The 17,077-nt window shown below is 44.6% G+C and carries 18 protein-coding genes; 11 read left to right on the forward strand and 7 right to left on the reverse strand.

The window, feature by feature from the left end; genetic code table 11:
* Positions 1–48 precede the first annotated feature (48 nt).
* The 4 genes from ACE1AQ_RS08475 (at position 49) to ACE1AQ_RS08490 (ending at position 3,699) form a co-directional block, all read left to right on the forward strand.
* On the forward strand, positions 49–300 hold the full coding sequence (locus ACE1AQ_RS08475) for a DUF2283 domain-containing protein (protein ID WP_110544215.1): 252 nt from the start codon (positions 49–51) through the stop codon (positions 298–300).
* A gap of 66 nt (positions 301–366) precedes the next feature.
* Positions 367–591: an AbrB/MazE/SpoVT family DNA-binding domain-containing protein gene (locus ACE1AQ_RS08480; RefSeq protein ID WP_012267820.1), complete on the forward strand. Its 225-nt coding sequence runs from the start codon at positions 367–369 to the stop codon at positions 589–591.
* 4 nt (positions 592–595) lie between these two features.
* The gene (locus tag ACE1AQ_RS08485; protein WP_008198742.1) at positions 596–1,003 is read left to right on the forward strand and encodes a type II toxin-antitoxin system death-on-curing family toxin; all 408 of its coding nucleotides are present in this window, start codon (positions 596–598) and stop codon (positions 1,001–1,003) included.
* 470 nt (positions 1,004–1,473) lie between these two features.
* Positions 1,474–3,699 (forward strand): CHAT domain-containing protein, encoded by a 2,226-nt coding sequence (locus ACE1AQ_RS08490; protein WP_374808227.1) that lies wholly within the window; start codon positions 1,474–1,476, stop codon positions 3,697–3,699.
* 382 nt (positions 3,700–4,081) lie between these two features.
* Here ACE1AQ_RS08490 and mnmG read toward each other — a convergent pair whose 3' ends face one another.
* Positions 4,082–5,989: a tRNA uridine-5-carboxymethylaminomethyl(34) synthesis enzyme MnmG gene (mnmG, locus tag ACE1AQ_RS08495; RefSeq protein ID WP_110544223.1), complete on the reverse strand. Its 1,908-nt coding sequence runs from the start codon at positions 5,987–5,989 to the stop codon at positions 4,082–4,084.
* Positions 5,990–6,221: 232 nt separating this feature from the next.
* Between mnmG and ACE1AQ_RS08500 the strand changes: the two genes are divergently transcribed.
* Both ACE1AQ_RS08500 and cydB read left to right on the forward strand, forming a co-directional pair.
* The gene (locus ACE1AQ_RS08500) at positions 6,222–7,649 is read left to right on the forward strand and encodes a cytochrome ubiquinol oxidase subunit I (protein WP_110544226.1); all 1,428 of its coding nucleotides are present in this window, start codon (positions 6,222–6,224) and stop codon (positions 7,647–7,649) included.
* Between the two features lie 8 nt (positions 7,650–7,657).
* Positions 7,658–8,671, forward strand: a complete 1,014-nt coding sequence (gene cydB, locus ACE1AQ_RS08505) for a cytochrome d ubiquinol oxidase subunit II (RefSeq protein WP_002753098.1) — start codon at positions 7,658–7,660, stop codon at positions 8,669–8,671.
* Positions 8,672–8,753: 82 nt separating this feature from the next.
* On the opposite strand, the gene ACE1AQ_RS08510 is transcribed toward cydB, so the two are convergent.
* Together ACE1AQ_RS08510 and ACE1AQ_RS08515 are read right to left on the reverse strand one after the other, a co-directional pair.
* Positions 8,754–9,248 carry a phosphoribosyltransferase gene (locus ACE1AQ_RS08510; RefSeq protein WP_044034776.1) on the reverse strand — a complete coding sequence of 165 codons (495 nt, stop codon included), beginning with the start codon at positions 9,246–9,248 and terminating at the stop codon, positions 8,754–8,756.
* A gap of 22 nt (positions 9,249–9,270) precedes the next feature.
* Entirely contained in the window at positions 9,271–9,504 is a 234-nt protein-coding gene (locus tag ACE1AQ_RS08515) for a hypothetical protein (RefSeq protein WP_002771307.1), read from the reverse strand.
* Between the two features lie 301 nt (positions 9,505–9,805).
* Here ACE1AQ_RS08515 and ACE1AQ_RS08520 point away from each other — a divergent pair, with 301 nt between their 5' ends.
* The 4 genes from ACE1AQ_RS08520 (at position 9,806) to ACE1AQ_RS08535 (ending at position 12,598) form a co-directional block, all read left to right on the forward strand.
* Positions 9,806–10,495 (forward strand): lecithin retinol acyltransferase family protein, encoded by a 690-nt coding sequence (locus ACE1AQ_RS08520; RefSeq protein WP_008198756.1) that lies wholly within the window; start codon positions 9,806–9,808, stop codon positions 10,493–10,495.
* A 90-nt stretch (positions 10,496–10,585) separates the two neighbouring features.
* Positions 10,586–10,822 (forward strand): hypothetical protein, encoded by a 237-nt coding sequence (locus ACE1AQ_RS08525; RefSeq protein ID WP_039899623.1) that lies wholly within the window; start codon positions 10,586–10,588, stop codon positions 10,820–10,822.
* A gap of 82 nt (positions 10,823–10,904) precedes the next feature.
* Positions 10,905–12,068 carry a GuaB3 family IMP dehydrogenase-related protein gene (locus ACE1AQ_RS08530; protein WP_008198757.1) on the forward strand — a complete coding sequence of 388 codons (1,164 nt, stop codon included), beginning with the start codon at positions 10,905–10,907 and terminating at the stop codon, positions 12,066–12,068.
* Positions 12,069–12,256: 188 nt separating this feature from the next.
* Entirely contained in the window at positions 12,257–12,598 is a 342-nt protein-coding gene (locus ACE1AQ_RS08535) for a DUF760 domain-containing protein (RefSeq protein ID WP_008198760.1), read from the forward strand.
* Here ACE1AQ_RS08535 and ACE1AQ_RS08540 read toward each other — a convergent pair.
* From ACE1AQ_RS08540 to ACE1AQ_RS08550, 3 genes are all read right to left on the reverse strand, one after another.
* Complete coding sequence (locus ACE1AQ_RS08540; protein ID WP_172456633.1) at positions 12,595–12,915, reverse strand: hypothetical protein; 321 nt, start codon at positions 12,913–12,915, stop codon at positions 12,595–12,597. The two genes, ACE1AQ_RS08535 and ACE1AQ_RS08540, sit on opposite strands and share 4 nt — an antisense overlap.
* A 224-nt stretch (positions 12,916–13,139) precedes the next feature.
* Positions 13,140–13,691 carry a TolB family protein gene (locus ACE1AQ_RS08545; RefSeq protein ID WP_008198763.1) on the reverse strand — a complete coding sequence of 184 codons (552 nt, stop codon included), beginning with the start codon at positions 13,689–13,691 and terminating at the stop codon, positions 13,140–13,142.
* Positions 13,675–13,956, reverse strand: a complete 282-nt coding sequence (locus tag ACE1AQ_RS08550; RefSeq protein WP_002754772.1) for a helix-turn-helix transcriptional regulator — start codon at positions 13,954–13,956, stop codon at positions 13,675–13,677. The genes ACE1AQ_RS08545 and ACE1AQ_RS08550 overlap by 17 nt, the downstream gene beginning before the upstream one ends.
* A 480-nt stretch (positions 13,957–14,436) precedes the next feature.
* Between ACE1AQ_RS08550 and hisA the strand changes: the two genes are divergently transcribed.
* Complete coding sequence (gene hisA, locus ACE1AQ_RS08555) at positions 14,437–15,198, forward strand: 1-(5-phosphoribosyl)-5-[(5-phosphoribosylamino)methylideneamino]imidazole-4-carboxamide isomerase (protein WP_110544230.1); 762 nt, start codon at positions 14,437–14,439, stop codon at positions 15,196–15,198.
* On the opposite strand, the gene ACE1AQ_RS08560 is transcribed toward hisA, so the two are convergent.
* On the reverse strand, positions 15,195–16,964 hold the full coding sequence (locus ACE1AQ_RS08560; protein ID WP_110544234.1) for an HlyD family efflux transporter periplasmic adaptor subunit: 1,770 nt from the start codon (positions 16,962–16,964) through the stop codon (positions 15,195–15,197). The genes hisA and ACE1AQ_RS08560 overlap by 4 nt on opposite strands.
* Positions 16,965–17,077: the final 113 nt, after the last annotated feature.

The following is a 17,077-nucleotide window of genomic DNA, read 5'->3' on the forward strand; positions in this document are numbered from 1 at the left end:
TAATCTTTTGGTAACTGTCCGTTTTGAACGCCGATTAAAGGGGAAACTATGAAAATAGACTATGATCAAGCCGCTAATGCCGCTTATATTCGTCGTTTTGAGGGAAAGGTTATTGATTCTGAGGAAGTAGCGCCGGGTATTGTCTATGATTACGATGAGACGGATAGGATTGTAGGGATTGAGATTTTAGGAGTCAAACAGAGAACGGCCGAACAATTCAAAAATATTGATTTTCCGTTGGAAGAGAGTGAAAAACAAGAGATTAGACAATGGTTCGGAAAGTTAATACTAAATTGTTAAGTGATGTGAGAAATTCAGGAAATATGGGAGGTGCTATAATTGACATATTTACTCAGTCAAAAAACGATGATTAAGTTAAAAGTCACAACGGTAGGGAACTCTATGGGGGTGATTTTCCCGAAAGAGTTGGTGGAGAAGTTGCGCCTTAGTAAAGGCGATATGCTCTACGTCTTGGAAACGCCGAATGGCTTTGAGCTTACACCCTACGACCCCGAATTTGTCCAGCAAATGGAAGTGGCGGAGGAAGTGATGCGCGAAGACTGGAATGTTTTGAGAAAGCTGGCAACTTAGGCTCATGAACCAGCTAATCTGGATAGCTGATGGGGTAGCTCTCGCGATTCATCACCGCCAAATAGCCGAGCATGGTGGATTAGAGGGTATTCGAGATGAGGGGTTGCTAGAAAGCGCATTTTCCCGACCGCAAAATCTTCTGGCTTATTCTGAGTCGCCTCCTGACATGGCTTCTTTGGCAGCAGCCTACGCTTATGGGATTGTCAAGAATCACCCTTTTGTAGATGGGAATAAGAGAACGGCCTATGTGGTGACGAGGACTTTTCTCAGGCTCAATGGCTACGATGTTCAAGCTTCTAGTCAAGAAAAATACCAGATATGGATCGATCTTGCTGTTGGTAAGCTTTCAGAGGAAGAATTAGCTGATTGGATTAGGAAACGTTTATTAAAGATTCCTCTAATGTCGGGTTAGCGAGGGGAAAAATCATGTCATTGATTAGATCTTCGTACTTAAATAAGACTGTTATCGCATTAAATTTAACAAGGGAGTTCAATATGATTACCTTTGAAAACGCGCTGGAGTTGGTTAGTCAATTACCCAGGGAACAGCAAGAAATGTTAATCGAGTCAGGGGAGAATATCAGGAATTGAGAGCCTGTTCCTGTAGTTATGATTGCCGCATCATTTTCTATGGCTCTTCTGGTTTCTGTGTGATCAGTTTAACTTACATTATGATCGATCTTTGTGTCCTTTGTGTCTTTGTGGTTCGTTCCACTCACTCGCTAGGAGTAATGTATCTTAGAATACATTTTACCCACCAAATCTAAGAGAGCCTTTTCTATTTAGAACAAGACGAGAAAATTCCAACAGATAGAATAGTTTTGATTAACATTGGAACTCATGATGAGGTGTATTAACTAATAACTGATAGCGGAAATAACTATGAATCCCAAAATTTACGCCTTACTTACCCTTTCTCTAGTGGCTACCGTCACCCTACCAGTTGTTAACGGGAAACTCTCCTCTCTCGTCCCTGCGGTAATAGCGCAAAATACGGATGCGAGGGAAGCGGAAGCGGATAGGCTTAATGAGCGAGGTATTCAACAATTTCAAACCAGTCAATTTCGGGAAGCCTTGCAATCGTGGGAACAAGCCTTACAGATTTATCGAGAAATCAGAAATCGCCAAGGGGAAGCTGGTTCTTTAGGCAATTTAGGAATCGCTTACAGTTCCCTCGGACAGTACCAAAAGGCGATCGAGTTCTATCAACAGTCTTTAACTATCGCCAAGGAAATCGGAGATCGCCAAGGGGAAGCCAATTCTTTAGGCAATTTAGGAAACGCTTACCGTTCCCTCGGACAGTACCAAAAGGCGATCGAGTACCTTCAACAGCAATTAACTATCGCCAAGGAAATCGGAGATCGCCAAGGGGAAGCCAATTCTTTAGGCAATTTAGGAATTGCTTACCGTTCCCTCGGACAGTACCAAAAGGCGATCGAGTACCTTCAACAGCAATTAACTATCGCCCGCGAGATCGGAGATCGCCAAGGGGAAGCCAATTCTTTAGGCAATTTAGGAAACGCTTACCGTTCCCTCGGACAGTACCAAAAGGCGATCGAGTACCTTCAACAGTATTTAACTATCGCCCGCGAGATCGGCGATCGCGCTGGAGAAGCTCTCAGCCTCAACAATCTTGGCGTAGCTTACCGAGATAACAAACAGCCCGCGGAAGCTATAACAAACCTAGAAGCATCTCTAAACATTTATCTAGATATGCGTGGGGGATTATTGCGCGACGATCGCAAGGATTTTTTAGCCTCTAACGAAAGAACCGTAAACAATCTCGCCGATCTCCTCATCCAGCAAAACCAACCAGAAAAAGCCTTTCAATGGCTTAACCTCGCCACTACCGCCGATCTCGCCGATTACAATCGCCTGATTAATGCCAAAGTTGCTGATCCCGATGCACAAAAAGCACTTGATAACTGGAACACCGACAATCAACAACTCGAAGGAATGCGCCGACAACTACAGGATAAATACTCCCAAGAACTGGCACAACAGATCCGACAATTCGAGGAGAAAGTGTATAAAAATGCGGAAACTATCGGAGATAAATATCCTGAAATTGCTGAACTTTTTGAAACCAAACCCACCGACATCGCCCAACTACAGAAAAATATCGCTCCTGATACCCTCGTTATTCAACCCGTTCCCCTCCGCGATAAAGTCGCTCTATTTCTCGTTACTAGAGAAAAATTAATCGTTATTCAAAGTGATGCAAAACGCGATGAATTGAATAAACTCGTCAGCGAATACCGTACCCAGTTAGCCGATCATAAAAATAGCGATGTGGATGTTACCGGTGGCAAACTCTACGAGATTTTAATCCGTCCCATTGAATCACAAATCGCCACCAGTTCCCCGAAAAATATCGCTATTATCGCCACTGGACAACTGCGCTATATTCCCTTTGAAACTCTCTACGATAAGAAAAATGACCAAGTTCTCCTAGAAAAATATCCAATTTATTATTTAACTCGCATCTCCACATCTACCCCTCCCGCGACCGAAAGAAAACCCTTACAAGGCCTAGCATTTGCTAACCCTAAACCCACCCAAGAAGAACTTAAAGGCACAGAAATAGAAGCAGAAACTATCAGCAAAATCTTTCCGGGAAGTGAAAAATATCTCGGTATAAACGCAACTCTAGATATATTCAAAAAACAAGCCTTTCGCTTCTCGATTTTACACTTAGGAACTCATGGATGCTTTAATCTTGCTGGCTGTCCTAATTTGGGTATGCAAGCTAATACTATTCTTTTCGCCAATAAAGAGCAATATAACATCGCTGATGCCGCATTATTAGGCTTAAAAAATACCGAATTAATCACCCTGAGTGCCTGTCAAACCGCCAAGGAAGCCAACGCAGACGGCCAGGAAATTTCAGGACTTGCTTACGTCTTAGAAAGAGCCGGTGCTAAATCAGTAATTGCCAGTCTTTGGAGTGCTGAAGATAATACCAGTGCCGAAATTATGACCCAATTTTATCAAAATCTCAAGAATGGTATGACTAAAAGTGAAGCCATGCAAAAGGCCAAACTGAGTCAAATTAAAAGCCATCCTTATTTTTGGTCGCCCTTTATTTTGATTGGGTCTGCTAATTAAGTAGGTAGGCACAATTATTTGTAGGATGGGTTAGCGGTAGCGTAACCCATGCGGGCGTTGGGTTTCATGCTTCAACCCAACCTACGTTCATTTTATATTTAATTCCACCCACCCACTTAGGGTTTGCTGAAAAAGTACGGGCGAAGCATTCGGATAGAAAATCTACGGTTTCACCGATAGGTTATTGCCCGAATGCTTCGCCCCTACAGGAGGCGGGCCGATGAAGACGCAAGGTTTTGAAGCATGATTCTCTCAAAATCTTGCACCTGTTTCGCGAGAAAAGCCACAAAACCCTTACCTTGCCTACATTTCACATTTATTCAGCAAACCCTAATTAAGCAGCCGATAATAATTCTCGATCGCTTAAAATCGAGATTATTTGCTAACTTTTAACTGCCGACATCTGCCGCATTTCTAAATACACTAATAAAGCGTTGATATCGGCAGGATTGACTCCGCCAATTCGCGAGGCTTGACCGATGGTGGCGGGTTTAATTTTTGTTAATTTTTCCCGCGATTCCATTGACAAAGTTTCGATTTTCATGTAGTCAATATCGGGGGATAAATGACGGTTACTGTGGCGACTAATTTGGTCAATTTGATTTTGTTGTCGTTTCAGATAACCGGAATATTTAATTTCAATTTCTACCCCTTCTCTTTCGGCTAAATTTAACTCGGGATTACCTAAACCATAACGATCAAGATCGAGATAATGCAAGCTAGGACGACGCAGTAAATCCGCTAAAGAGAGAGAACCTTTGATTTTTTGTTCCGTATCCTTAACGATGGCAATTGCCACCTCATCCCGTTCTTTAATTCTCGTTTCGTGTAGGCGTTCTTTTTCAGCGATAATATTAGCTTGTTTGCTCTGGAATAATTGCCAACGCCGGTCATCAATTAAGCCAATTTCTCGCCCTAAAGGTGTTAATCTTTGATCTGCATTATCCGATCGCAATACTAAGCGATATTCGGAACGACTGGTTAACATTCGATAGGGTTCCCGCAGATCCTTAGTACATAAATCATCGACCAAAGTTCCTAGATAACTTTCCTCCCGGGGAAAAACAATTAACTCTTTTCCTAAAGCAAACCGCGCCGCATTAATCCCCGCCACCAGTCCCTGGGCTGCCGCTTCTTCATAACCGGTTGTCCCGTTAATTTGTCCCGCACAAAATAATCCCTCAATCTTCTTCGTCATCAGGGTTGGATAACACTGAGTTGCTGGTAAATAATCATATTCCACTGCATAGGCAGCACGCAACATCACACAGTTTTCTAAACCGGGTAAAGTCCGCAGCATTGCTAATTGAACATTTTCCGGCAGTCCGGTTGAAAAGCCTTGGATATAAAGTTCGGGAATATCGCGCCCTTCCGGTTCGATAAAAATTTGATGACTTTCTTTATCGGCAAAACGGACGATTTTATCCTCAATACTAGGACAATAACGCGGCCCTTTGGAGTCAATAAAACCGCCATAAATGGGGGATAAATGTAAATTATCTCTGATTAATTGATGAGTTGCCGCCGTGGTGCGGGTGAGATGACAGTTCATTTGTTCTCGTTCGATCCACACCTCTGGATCAAAACTAAACCAACGTACCTCGTCATCGGGCGGTTGCGGTTCCATGCGGGAGTAATCCACCGAACGCTTATCCACACGGGCAGGAGTGCCAGTTTTTAGGCGACCGGTCTCGAATCCGAGACGATTTAGGGTTTCTGTTAAACCCACCGCCGCAAATTCGCCCGCGCGTCCGGCGGCCATGGATTTGCCGCCGATCCAGATTTTGCCGCCTAAAAAAGTGCCAGTGGTTAAAATGACGGCTTTAGCGGCGAAACAAGTGCCGAAATAGGTTTCTACCCCTAAAACTTGCTCATTTGCCCCTAAAATCAGGTCTGTGGCCATGCCTTCCCGAATAACCAGATTGGCTTGGGTTTCGACGATACCTTTCATCACCGCCGCGTATTCCCGTTTATCGGTTTGGGCGCGTAGGGCCCAGACTGCCGGTCCACGAGAGGCATTAAGAACCCGTTTTTGCAGATAGGTGCGGTCGGCCATTTTGCCAATTTCGCCGCCTAAAGCGTCCACTTCGTGGGTTAATTGGGATTTAGCCGGACCACCGACGGCGGGGTTACAGGGTTGCCAAGCGATTTTATCGAGATTAAGGGTGAGGAGAAGGGTACGACAACCGAGACGGGCGCAAGCTAGGGCCGCTTCACAGCCGGAATGGCCCGCCCCGACGACGATGACATCAAATTCATCTTGAAAGTCTGCGGCTGAGGAGAAAGTCATACTCGATCGAGGGGAAAATTAATTAATCAGGCTAATATTCTAGCAATTTTTCTGAGTTTTCCCCCCAATATAATACAAGAATACTAACTAAGTCATTGACTAACACCAAAGCGATCGCATAAATCTAAAAACAATCTGTATAATCCCTATTTACCCTTGCCTTTTCAGGGCATTACTGGCTAAGTATTATAGGTGCTTATCATATCTTCACGATCGTTTAAAGATTGTAATCATGGATTTACTTGCCAATCCCGTTGCTTTGTCGCGGATACAATTCGCCATCACCGCTATCTTCCATATGCTTTGGCCGGTGTTAACCACTGGTATGGGCATTTATCTAGTCATTGTCGAAGGATTATGGCTAAAAACTCGCAATCCTGACTACTATCATCACGCTCGCTTCTGGTCAAAACTCTACATTCTCAATTTCGGCATTGGAGTTGCTTCTGGTTTGCCCATGGCCTTCCAGTTTGGCATGAATTGGGCGCCTTTTTCGGAAGCGGTGGGGGACTTTTTCGGAACTATCCTCGGTTTCGAGGGAACCATGGCCTTTATGCTAGAGGCTAGTTTTCTAGGAATTATGTTGTTTGGTTGGGGACGAGTTCCCCCTTTAATTCACTTCCTAGCGACAATTCTCGTCGCTTTCGGGGCTAATCTTTCCACTTTCTGGATTTTAACCGCTAATTCTTGGCTGCAAACCCCCGCCGGTGGCATCTTCGTGGATGGTAAATTTATCGTTCAGGATTACCTACAAGCGATTCTCAATCCCTTCATGGTTAATAGTTTCCTGCATATGTTTTTCGCTACTCTGGAAACTTCTCTTTTCGTCATTGGTGGGATTAGTGCTTGGTATTTGCTCAATAAACGTCACATTAGCTTTTTTAGTCGTTCTCTCAAAATTATTCTTACTCTAGCGATTGTTATTGCTCCCTTGCAAATTTTTGTCGGTCATCTTAGTGCCGAACAAGTGTATCACTATCAACCGGCTAAATTAGCCGCCATGGAAGCGCAATGGGAAACTATTCCTGCGGGAGAAACTGCCGGTTGGAGTTTGGTTGCTTTACCCAAGGATAAAGCGGAGACAAATAGCTGGGAAGTGAAAATTCCTAATGCTTTGGGTTATCTTTTGGAGTTAAAACCCAAGTTATCGGAACCTGTTCTCGGCTTAAAAACGTGGAAATACGAAGACAGACCGCACATGGTGGGGCTAATCTATTATTCCTTCCGGATTATGGTCGCTATCGGTCTTTTTCTTGCTTCTTTAATGGCTGTAACTGTCGGGCAATGGCTGCGCGGTCAACTGAGTAACGAAAAAATCGACAGTCAAAAATGGTTACTGCGCGCTTGGGTTTTTGCGGCCCCTCTGGGTTATCTTGCGGTTGAAACCGGTTGGATTGTCCGTTGTGTCGGTCGTCAACCCTGGACGGTTTACAATCAAATCCGGACAGTGGATGCTGCTTCTAAACTGCCCGCAGGCGAGATTTTAACCTCTTTAATCGGAATTACGGCGATTTATGTCGTTTTCTTGGTTTCTGCTCTCTATTTCGGTAGTCTTATTATCCGTCAGGGACCAAATCTTAACTTACCACTGCCGGGGACTCAACAGGAAAAAGTGACCTCACCAGAACTAAATCCTCGTTCCCTAGAAGCGCAACAATAGGAGGAACTATGGAACCGTTACAGTATTTTTTGCCGCAAATTTGGTTTTTTATTCTGGGTTTATTCCTGTTTCTCTACGTCCTTCTCGATGGTTTTGACTTGGGGGTGGGAATTCTTTCCCTGACTTCCTCCTCCGAGAAGCGTCGCAGTATTTTAATGACCAGTTTGGGCAATGTTTGGGATGCTAACGAAACTTGGATTGTCTTGATGGGTGGTTCCCTGTTTGGGGCGTTTCCCCTAGCTTACGGGACAATTTTAAACGCTTTATACCTGCCGGCAGTGATTATGGTGGTGGGGCTGTTATTTCGGGCTGTTTCCTTCGAGTTTCGTGAACATTCTCGTCGCAAGTTGTTCTGGAATTATGCCTTCGGACTCGGCAGTTTTTTGGCCGCTTTGGGGCAAGGATTCGCCCTCGGTGCGGTTTTTGAGGGCATTAAAGTGGATGAATTGGGTCATTTTGCCGGCGGCCCCTTTGATTGGTTAACATGGCGATCGATTCTAGTGTCTCTAACTTTAATCCAAGCTTATGTTTTAGTGGGTTCCACTTACCTAATTTTGAAAACTACGGGTAATTTACAGGAAGTTCACTATAAAACGGCAAAAATTGCCGCTATTACCACTTTTATCGGTGCTGTCTTTATCACCATCAGTACGCCGCTGCTTTCTGACCATATCCGTCAGCGTTTATTTGACCCTCGACTAATTTACATCTTTATCCTCATCCCGATTTTAGCTGTGGTCTTACTGGGTTTATTACTGCGGAGTTTGCAACTAAAGGAAGAAAACACCCCCATGGTCTGGACAGTATTGCTGTTTATGCTCTCTTTTATCGGTTTGGGATTGTTGATTTTCCCCGATATTATTCCCCCGTCCGTGACAATTTATCAAGCGGCGGCCGCCCCTAGTTCTTTGGTGTTTATGCTGACTTTTGTTGGTTTTTTAATCCCAATTTTACTAGCCTATACAGTTTATAATTACATCGTTTTTCGGGGCAAAATTACTGCTGAATCCTACGGAGAATAGATGGCGTTGCCGATTTCAGATATGAATCTTCTTTGGTGGTATTTTTAAGGGGAAACTCTCTACCGCTGATGCTAAACTGAATTTATTCTAGGAGGTCTTTGGGGGTAATTAACTCGTAACGCTCGAAGGGTTGATGAATCCAAGGATTATCGGGGTAATATTTCACATAATAGTCAGGTTTGATTCTTGATGCCGCTTTGTACCAGATCACCGCAGTTTTGATATTGGTAATCCCGTATTTTTCCTGCAATAAAATCGAGGTTTTTTGGAGGGTGATTCCCGAATCGACTAAATCATCCACTAATAACAAGGGACTCTTTAATTTGGCTTCGATCATGGCTAAATTCGAGGAAATAGTTAATTCTCCCCGAATTTGATGATTTTGCCCCCCGTAGGAAGCAGCGTAGAGAATGGCTAGGGGTTGACGAAAAAGACGACAGAGAATGTCACCGACGCGCAATCCTCCCTTAGCTAAACAGACAATCTGAGCAAATTGCCAACCAGAATGATCGATTTTTACTGCTAATTTTTCGATCAGACGATGGTATTCATCCCAAGAAACATAAACATCGGCCATATTTTCGATTCCCGATTGAGAATTACTTATTTTCGGCAGGTCGATCACTACTCCAGGCCCACCAAACTCGATCGCATTGACAATGATAGAATTCCTGCCATTTACGACGGGAATCTTCTCCTAAAACGGGAGCGCGGCGATTGATCCAAACGGCCTGAGCTTCTTTAGCTTTTGCCCCACAGTAAGGACAACAAAAATTGTAGGCGTGAACAGCATTCTCTGTCCAGTCAGGGGGAAAGGGACTAAAAGCATCCATAATCTCTGGTTTAAGGGGGTTAACAGTCAAAAAGGGGCTTCCATCGCTGGTATTTAGGCTATAGTTCTCAATTTCTGCTGCGATAATTTTTACAGCGTTTCCCATAAAAATGAAGTGTAACCTAATTTGGTATTGACGACCGACTCCCCTAAAGGAAAACTTTGTACCTCACTATTAAGATAAATGCTACCATAGGTTTTGACAAATCGCGATCGGGAATATTTTCATGAAAACGAAGATTAATACCCAGAAAAACTGACTCAATAGATAATCTCCTTGTTTACTTTATCACTAAAAAAATATGGCTAAAGGGGATCAAATATACGCCTATCGGGAATTGCTCAATCTTCGGGGTGTTTATGCCCATCATGGCATCGATTGCGGTGATGGTAGCGTCATTCATTACCGAAAACCGAGCGAGATTGTGGAACGAACTTCCCTAGAAACCTTTGCTAGGGGGGGTAAAATCTATGTGGTGCGCTATGTAGAGGTGGGATTTTCATTTATCCCCGATGTGGTGGTAGAAAGGGCGCTAAGTCGTCTGGGGGAGCAGAAATATAATCTTCTTTTTAACAACTGCGAACATTTTGCCACTTGGTGTAAGACTGGTATTAGCAAAAGTCAACAGATAGAAGAATTTATCCCGATTATTACCCATTTACAAGCGGTGGGACTCTACGAACCTCTGAAAAAATCCCTCATCGGAGCCGACCCCAACAATGCCCAAACCCTGTTAACAGGGGCTTTAAGCAATCTTAAGGTGAGTTGGGATGAAATTCAACCCCAGTACAAAAAAGCCATTCAAGAAGCAGAAACATGGAATCGAGTAGCGATCGAAGCTTTAAGTAGAAATCGCGATGATTTAGCCCGGGAAGCCCTGAAACGCAAGGTAGAAGCCAAAAAACAGGCAAAACGCCATCAGGAACAATTGGATCAAATAGCGGCCATGACCGAAAATGTTCTTAAAAGTCTGGTGATTGCTAACGGTTAGTCTGGATGTCAGTAAACTGTTCAGTATCTAACCATCTGCCGATTACCTCGGTTGATTCCCATCCACATCAGGTAATTTTAGTTGCTCGCTATGGAAATCTGGATTATTTTACGTTTTTCAATCGCCGCTGCCATTATCGCTTTAGTTTGCTGGTCTTTAACCAGTGCCGTGCGCGATAGTTGGCAAGTTGCGCGACGGATGCACTCTATCCCTTGCTCCCACTGCCGCTACTTTACCAACGATTATCGCCTCAAATGTAGTGTACAACCCAGGAGCGCCAACACCGAACAAGCGATCAACTGTGGCGATTATTTTCCCGATGCCTAGTTTGCCATAATACCGAAAAGCTTTTCGAGATGGTGCGAAATTTGCTAGTCTAGGCTAAATAGGTCTGAAATAGTATAGAAACGTGGATACAATTATTGGTCGGGGCAAAACAGCCCGTAGAGCTTACGGTATCGATGAAATCGCACTTGTACCCGGAGTGCGAACCCTCGATCCTAGTTTAGCCGATACCCGTTGGTCTCTCGGCAATATCGAGCGGGAAATCCCGATTATCGCCAGCGCTATGGATGGGGTGGTGGATACTAAAATGGCCGTCCTTCTCTCCGAGTTGGGGGCGCTAGGGGTACTAAACCTCGAAGGTATTCAAACTCGTTACGAGGATCCTAACCCGATTCTCGATCGCATTGCGGCGGTCGGCAAAGCAGAATTCGTCGGTTTAATGCAGGAACTCTACGCAGAACCGATTAAACCGCAACTAATCGAGCTTCGTATTCAAGAAATTAAAGAAAAAGGCGGTATTGCGGCAGTTAGCCTCACCCCTGCCGGTGCCGTCAAATACGGTGCTATCGTTGCCCAAGCAGCGGCCGATATTCTCTTTGTCCAAGCAACGGTTGTTTCCACTGCCCATTTATCCCCGGAAGCTATCACCCCCCTCGATTTGGTGCAACTGTGCCAAGAAATGCCCATTCCCGTGGTTTTGGGTAACTGCGTCACCTACGAAGTCGCCCTTAACCTGATGAAAACCGGGGCAGCTGGGGTTTTAGTCGGTATCGGTCCGGGGGCTGCCTGTACTTCTCGCGGCGTTTTAGGAGTGGGAGTTCCCCAAGCCACTGCTGTGGCCGATTGTGCCGCCGCTAGGGACGATTTTTTCCAAGAAACCGGTAAATACGTCCCCGTTATTGCCGATGGCGGCATTATTACCGGCGGTGATATCTGCAAATGTATCGCCTGTGGTGCTGACGCGGTGATGATTGGTTCTCCCATTGCCCGGTCATTGGAGGCCCCTGGCCGCGGTTTTCACTGGGGTATGGCCACACCTAGTCCGGTTCTACCCCGGGGGACCCGAATTAGTGTGGGCAGTACGGGAACTATTGCCGAAATCCTCGTTGGACCGGCAAAATTAGATGATGGTACTCATAACCTCCTAGGGGCGCTGAAAACCAGTATGGGAACTTTAGGTGCTAAGAACTTAAGAGAAATGCAACAGGTGGAAGTGGTGATTGCTCCCTCGCTGCTGACGGAGGGGAAAGTCTATCAAAAGGCCCAGCAGTTAGGTATGGGTAAATAAAAGTTATCGGTGAACAGCGATCGGTTATCATCAGTGTTAAGTTTTTTATTTTTGCTGGAGATGGGTTTTCTGCTTGGGATTACCATCACCTTCAGGTTCGGTTCTACCGACTCCCACTATTTCAAAAAACTGTTAGATTGGAAGAACCAAAAGGGTAATTTAAAAAAATTGAGTTAAGGAGATCAAAGGTGTATAGAGAAAACGATCGCCATCACAATTTATTTGGTACCGATAGCGAATTTTCCGAGAGTTTGTGGCAGTATGTGCAGACCCTAAGTCCAGAAACAATCGCCCAACTCTCGAAACCGGAGTCCCCAGAGGTTTTCCAGGTGATGGAACGCAACATTATCGGACTTTTGGGCAACCTTCCCTCTGAACATTTCGGGGTCACTATCAGTACCAGTCGCGAACATCTAGGCCGGTTATTGGCCTCGGCAATGATGAGTGGTTACTTTCTCCGCAATGCCGAACAGAGAATGAATTTTGAGAAATCCCTCGCTACTCTCCAGAGCGGTTCTAGCGATGTTTAAAGTTGAGCGGTAGTTAGTGGGAAAGGGAAAAAGATGACTTGGATCTGGCTAATAAATAATAAATGATGACTGATGACTGATAGCTGATTAAAGACAATTGGCTCTTCTAGGTTCTGTGTGATAAGTTTAATTGACATAGGATCGATCGATCTTTGTGTCCTTTGTGTCTTTGTGGTTCGTTCCACCCCCTCGCTAGGAGGAATGTATCTTAGAATACATTTTACCCACCAAACCTGGGAGAGCCGACAATTTTGCTGCCAGAGTAGTTCTTTTTCAATTGCCTGTTTTTCTCCGGGAGGGACAGTCCTTTCTGGCATAATATAAAGTCCCAGGGATTTAATCTGTTGATCCCTGCCGTGCTGCTAATTCCAGTTTTGACAGAGATACTGACCAAACTCTCCATATCAAATGGCAGTAAGTACCTAAGCAAAATTAATTACACATATCTAACCACCTCTTGCCTCTTGCCTATCTTCACTAGGAAATTAATTTTGCACGACTACTTAACATTGCTGTCTTTTCACTGATTACTGATCACTGATTATCGGGACGGGGAAGAATTGATCGAGGGTAAAGAAGGAGAAATTTCACCACCTCGATCAAATATTTCCAGATTCCATTGACCGAAACGATTACTTTCAAAAGCAATAAAACGACCGTTACCACTAATCGTCGGACGACGCACTTCTCCTAAAATATTTTCGGTGAGATTTTTGGTTTGCAGAGTTTGTCGATCATAAATATATATATCGGGTTTACCGGACTGTTCCGACACATAAACAATATAGCGACCATCGGCACTAATATCCGGTTGATCTTGATAGGTTTTTGCTTGATTTAACCCGGGTAGGGGAACTAAACGATTAGCCACTCGATCGAATAAATAAATCGTTCGTTGACCCCTGCGATCGGAGGCAAAGACCAGATAACGACCATCGTAGTTAAAACGGGGATTATCTTCAGAGGAAGGGGTATTTAAAGTATTTCCTAAAAGCTGTTGGGGAGGGGTGACAAAACCCGCATCACTACATCCCCCCAGACTGATGATATTAACCGCAAGCAAAAGTCCCAGAAGTTTAGGAAACCTGATCATCGGTCGGCACCGGGGAAGGAAGGATACAACAATTAATATCATCCAGACAAACTTTACCCCAATGCAATGCCCAACGCACCAACTCCACCCGATTATCGGTTTTTGTTTTCGTCAAGATGTTACTAATATGATTATCGACGGTACGCTTACTAATCTCTAGCTTTTCCGAGATTTCTTGATTAGTTAAACCATTAGCCACTAAATCGAGTATTTCTAGCTCTCGATCAGATAATGAAGCGGCTGTTTGAAACTTCCCAGCAGACATGAGTATAATTCCTCTAGTATATCTACTTATCATTCTAGAAGAATTTTTTCTTCTAGGAATCGATAATCAGTAATCAGTGATCAGTAAACAGTAATCAGTGAAAAGACAGCAATGTTACTGCCATTTAATCATGCACACTTAATAGATACTGCTCACTTAATACTCAAAACCTGACAGGGGGACAAGCTGGCTGAACTCTTTACAGTACAAGCTTTTTGGGGTGTTCGAGCCAAAAAGTTCGATGCAGCTGATCCCCAGTTGTTGATCAAGATTTCTAGTAAGCTCGCCCAAATCCCTGATTCTCTCCTTAGCTTTTTGGCTGAAAGCGATGTATCTGTTTGTAACTGAAGAGCCTCAAAACCTTTGTGGACAATGCTTTGAGAGGGATTGTTCCCCTGTCAGACTCCAAACTGATCACGGATAGCTGACGGCTGGTACTATATAATAAAAAACGCTCCTTAGTTAGATATTGAGAAAAACATGGAAGTTATCCCCGCTATTGATATTCTCGATGGCAAATGTGTGCGACTTTATCAGGGAGATTACCAACAATCGCAGGTTTTTAACGATAATCCCGCAATAGTGGCGCGAGAATGGGTCAATCAGGGGGCAACCAGATTACATTTAGTTGATTTGGATGGAGCTAAAGAGGGTAAATCGGTTAATTTGTCAACTATTGAAACAATTCTTAATGATATTGCCATCCCGGTGCAGGTGGGGGGTGGACTGCGAGATCTAGAAACGGTGAGTAATCTCCTAAAAATCGGGGTAGAAAAGGCGATTTTAGGGACAATAGCCGTAGAAAAGCCAGAATTAGTCAGCGAACTTTGTCAAAGCTTTCCGGGGCAAATAATTGTTGGTATTGATGCTCGCGATGGCAAAGTAGCCACTCGGGGTTGGTTAGAAACCTCTGCGGTAGAAGCGATCGCTCTTGGGCAAGATATGGCAAAAAGAGGGGCCAGCACGATTATCTACACTGACATTCATCGAGATGGCACGCTTTCTGGCCCTAATCTCGCCGCTTTGCGAGAATTAGCCGAATCTGTCGAAATTCCCGTGATCGCCTCCGGGGGTATTAGTTCCCTGACGGATCTACTGAGTTTATTGTCTTTGGAACCTTTGGGAGTAACGGGAGTAATCGTGGGCCGCGCCCTTTATACCGGTGCAGTTAACCTCTCGGAAGCGATTAACGCCATCGGATCGGGCCGTTGGCAGGATGTACCCCCGAATTTTTTCGCTTAACGGACTTGTTTGAGAGTATCCACCTGTTTGTTGAACATATCGGTAAATAGTCCCAAAACAGTGCGATTTTCATTGACTTTGATGTTGACGCTCACGGACATCCCCGATTGCAGGGGTAGAGTGGATTGATCTTTCAAAACTAAATCTTGACTGTTCAAGCGTACCCGGACGGGGAACCGATAAAAACGGTGATTTTCGTCGGGAGGTAAAGCATCGGAACCGATCGAGATTACTTCTCCCTTAATATCGCCGTATTCACTGTAGGAAAAGGAATCAATGCGAATATCGGCTTTTTGTCCCACGCGGACAAAACCGATGTCTTGGTTAGTCACGTCCACCTCTGCCACTAAACAACCTTTAGCGGCATCTTTGACCTGGGTGGGACAGCCATCGGGAACAAGTTTTAATAATGCCTCCGCTTGACTCGGTTGGGGAACAAACCCCGGCCGCGCCTTGAGATCAAAGACCACACCATCGATGGGGGCGGTAATTTTTTGATATTTAATCGTCTGTTGTGCTTGACTAATTTGACTGTCTAGTTCAGCAATGCGCTTGTTATTATCAATGATAATGCGACTGATCTGACTATCGATTTCAGCGATCCGTTTGTGATTGTCCGCCATTTTATCGCGCACATCTTTTTCCGTGATTACCGTGGTATTAATCAGCTTTTCTCGCGCTTGGGAGATCAACAGGAAATAACGCTTTTCCTCCTGTTCCAAACGGGAAATTTCGGCGATGCCGGTTTGTACTTCTTTCTCTTGTTTTTCTTGATCGATTTTGCCATTAGCCTCTTGCTGCAGCAGTTCATTTTGACGGTCAGTAACCGATTGTTTTTGCTTGTTGATCTGATAACGAGCCACTGCTCCTTCTTCTGCCAACGGTTCAATATCGTTAAGAATATTGCGCTCGATATCCAAGCTTTCTTGGCCCTGTTTCATGGCATTGGCATTACGAGTCTTAATTTCTTCTAAGACGAAGCGATCATTAATTAATTGCGAGCGGGCATCGGCCAACTGTACCCTAGTTTGGGCCAATTGTTTTTCTAGTTGTTCCATTTCCAATCTAGCGGCCGCTTGTCGAGAATCGGACTCCCGTTGGGCCGCCTCTAAACGGGCTAATTGATCACCTTGTAAAGAAGAGCTAGAGGCACCTTCATTGACCTGTGCTTGATAAAGTTGATTTTCTGCCACCAAAGCGGCACGATTACGGGCTAAGTCGGCGATTTCACTCGGTAATTTTAATTGAGCGATCGAACTTTCCACTGCTGCCGGTGTCAGATCCTGCGCCATTAAGAGACGATAGAATTGATTTTCCTTCTCAGCACTGGTGCGAATTTTCTTCAAGGATTCTAACTGCACTTGCGAGGCACTGGAATCCATTAAAACCAGTACATCACCTTTGTTAACTCGATCGCCGTCTTTAACTTTAACTTCCTGTACTACCCCATTCACCGGTGATTGTACTTCTTGCACTTTGCCCTGGGGTTTAAGTTGTCCTTGGGCGCCCACCACCTGCTCGATTTTGGCGAACGCTGACCAAATTAAAGCGGCAGTGGTGACACTCATTAATGTCCAGATAATCGTCCGCGACCAAATGGGCGATTGTTTCAGGATCACCGATTGTTCCGGTGGGCTGAAAGTGGGTAAGGAAGGGGTAATACTTTTATTTTTCGTGGTAGTGGCCACGTTTTTACCCGCTTGGGTCAGTTCATCGCTTTTACCGTTGCCGTTGCCGTTTTGACCGTTGTTAGAATTACCATCCATGAAGATTCTCCTATATTTATTTTTTCAGTGTTGCCAAAGGCACGGCGTAGCCGTCCAGTGAACAGTAAACAGTAATCAGTGAACCGATAACCGTTTACTGATCACTGATAACT

The sequence above is a fragment of the Microcystis sp. BLCC-F209 genome, assembly GCF_041928595.1.
In the GTDB taxonomy this organism is placed as follows: domain Bacteria; phylum Cyanobacteriota; class Cyanobacteriia; order Cyanobacteriales; family Microcystaceae; genus Microcystis.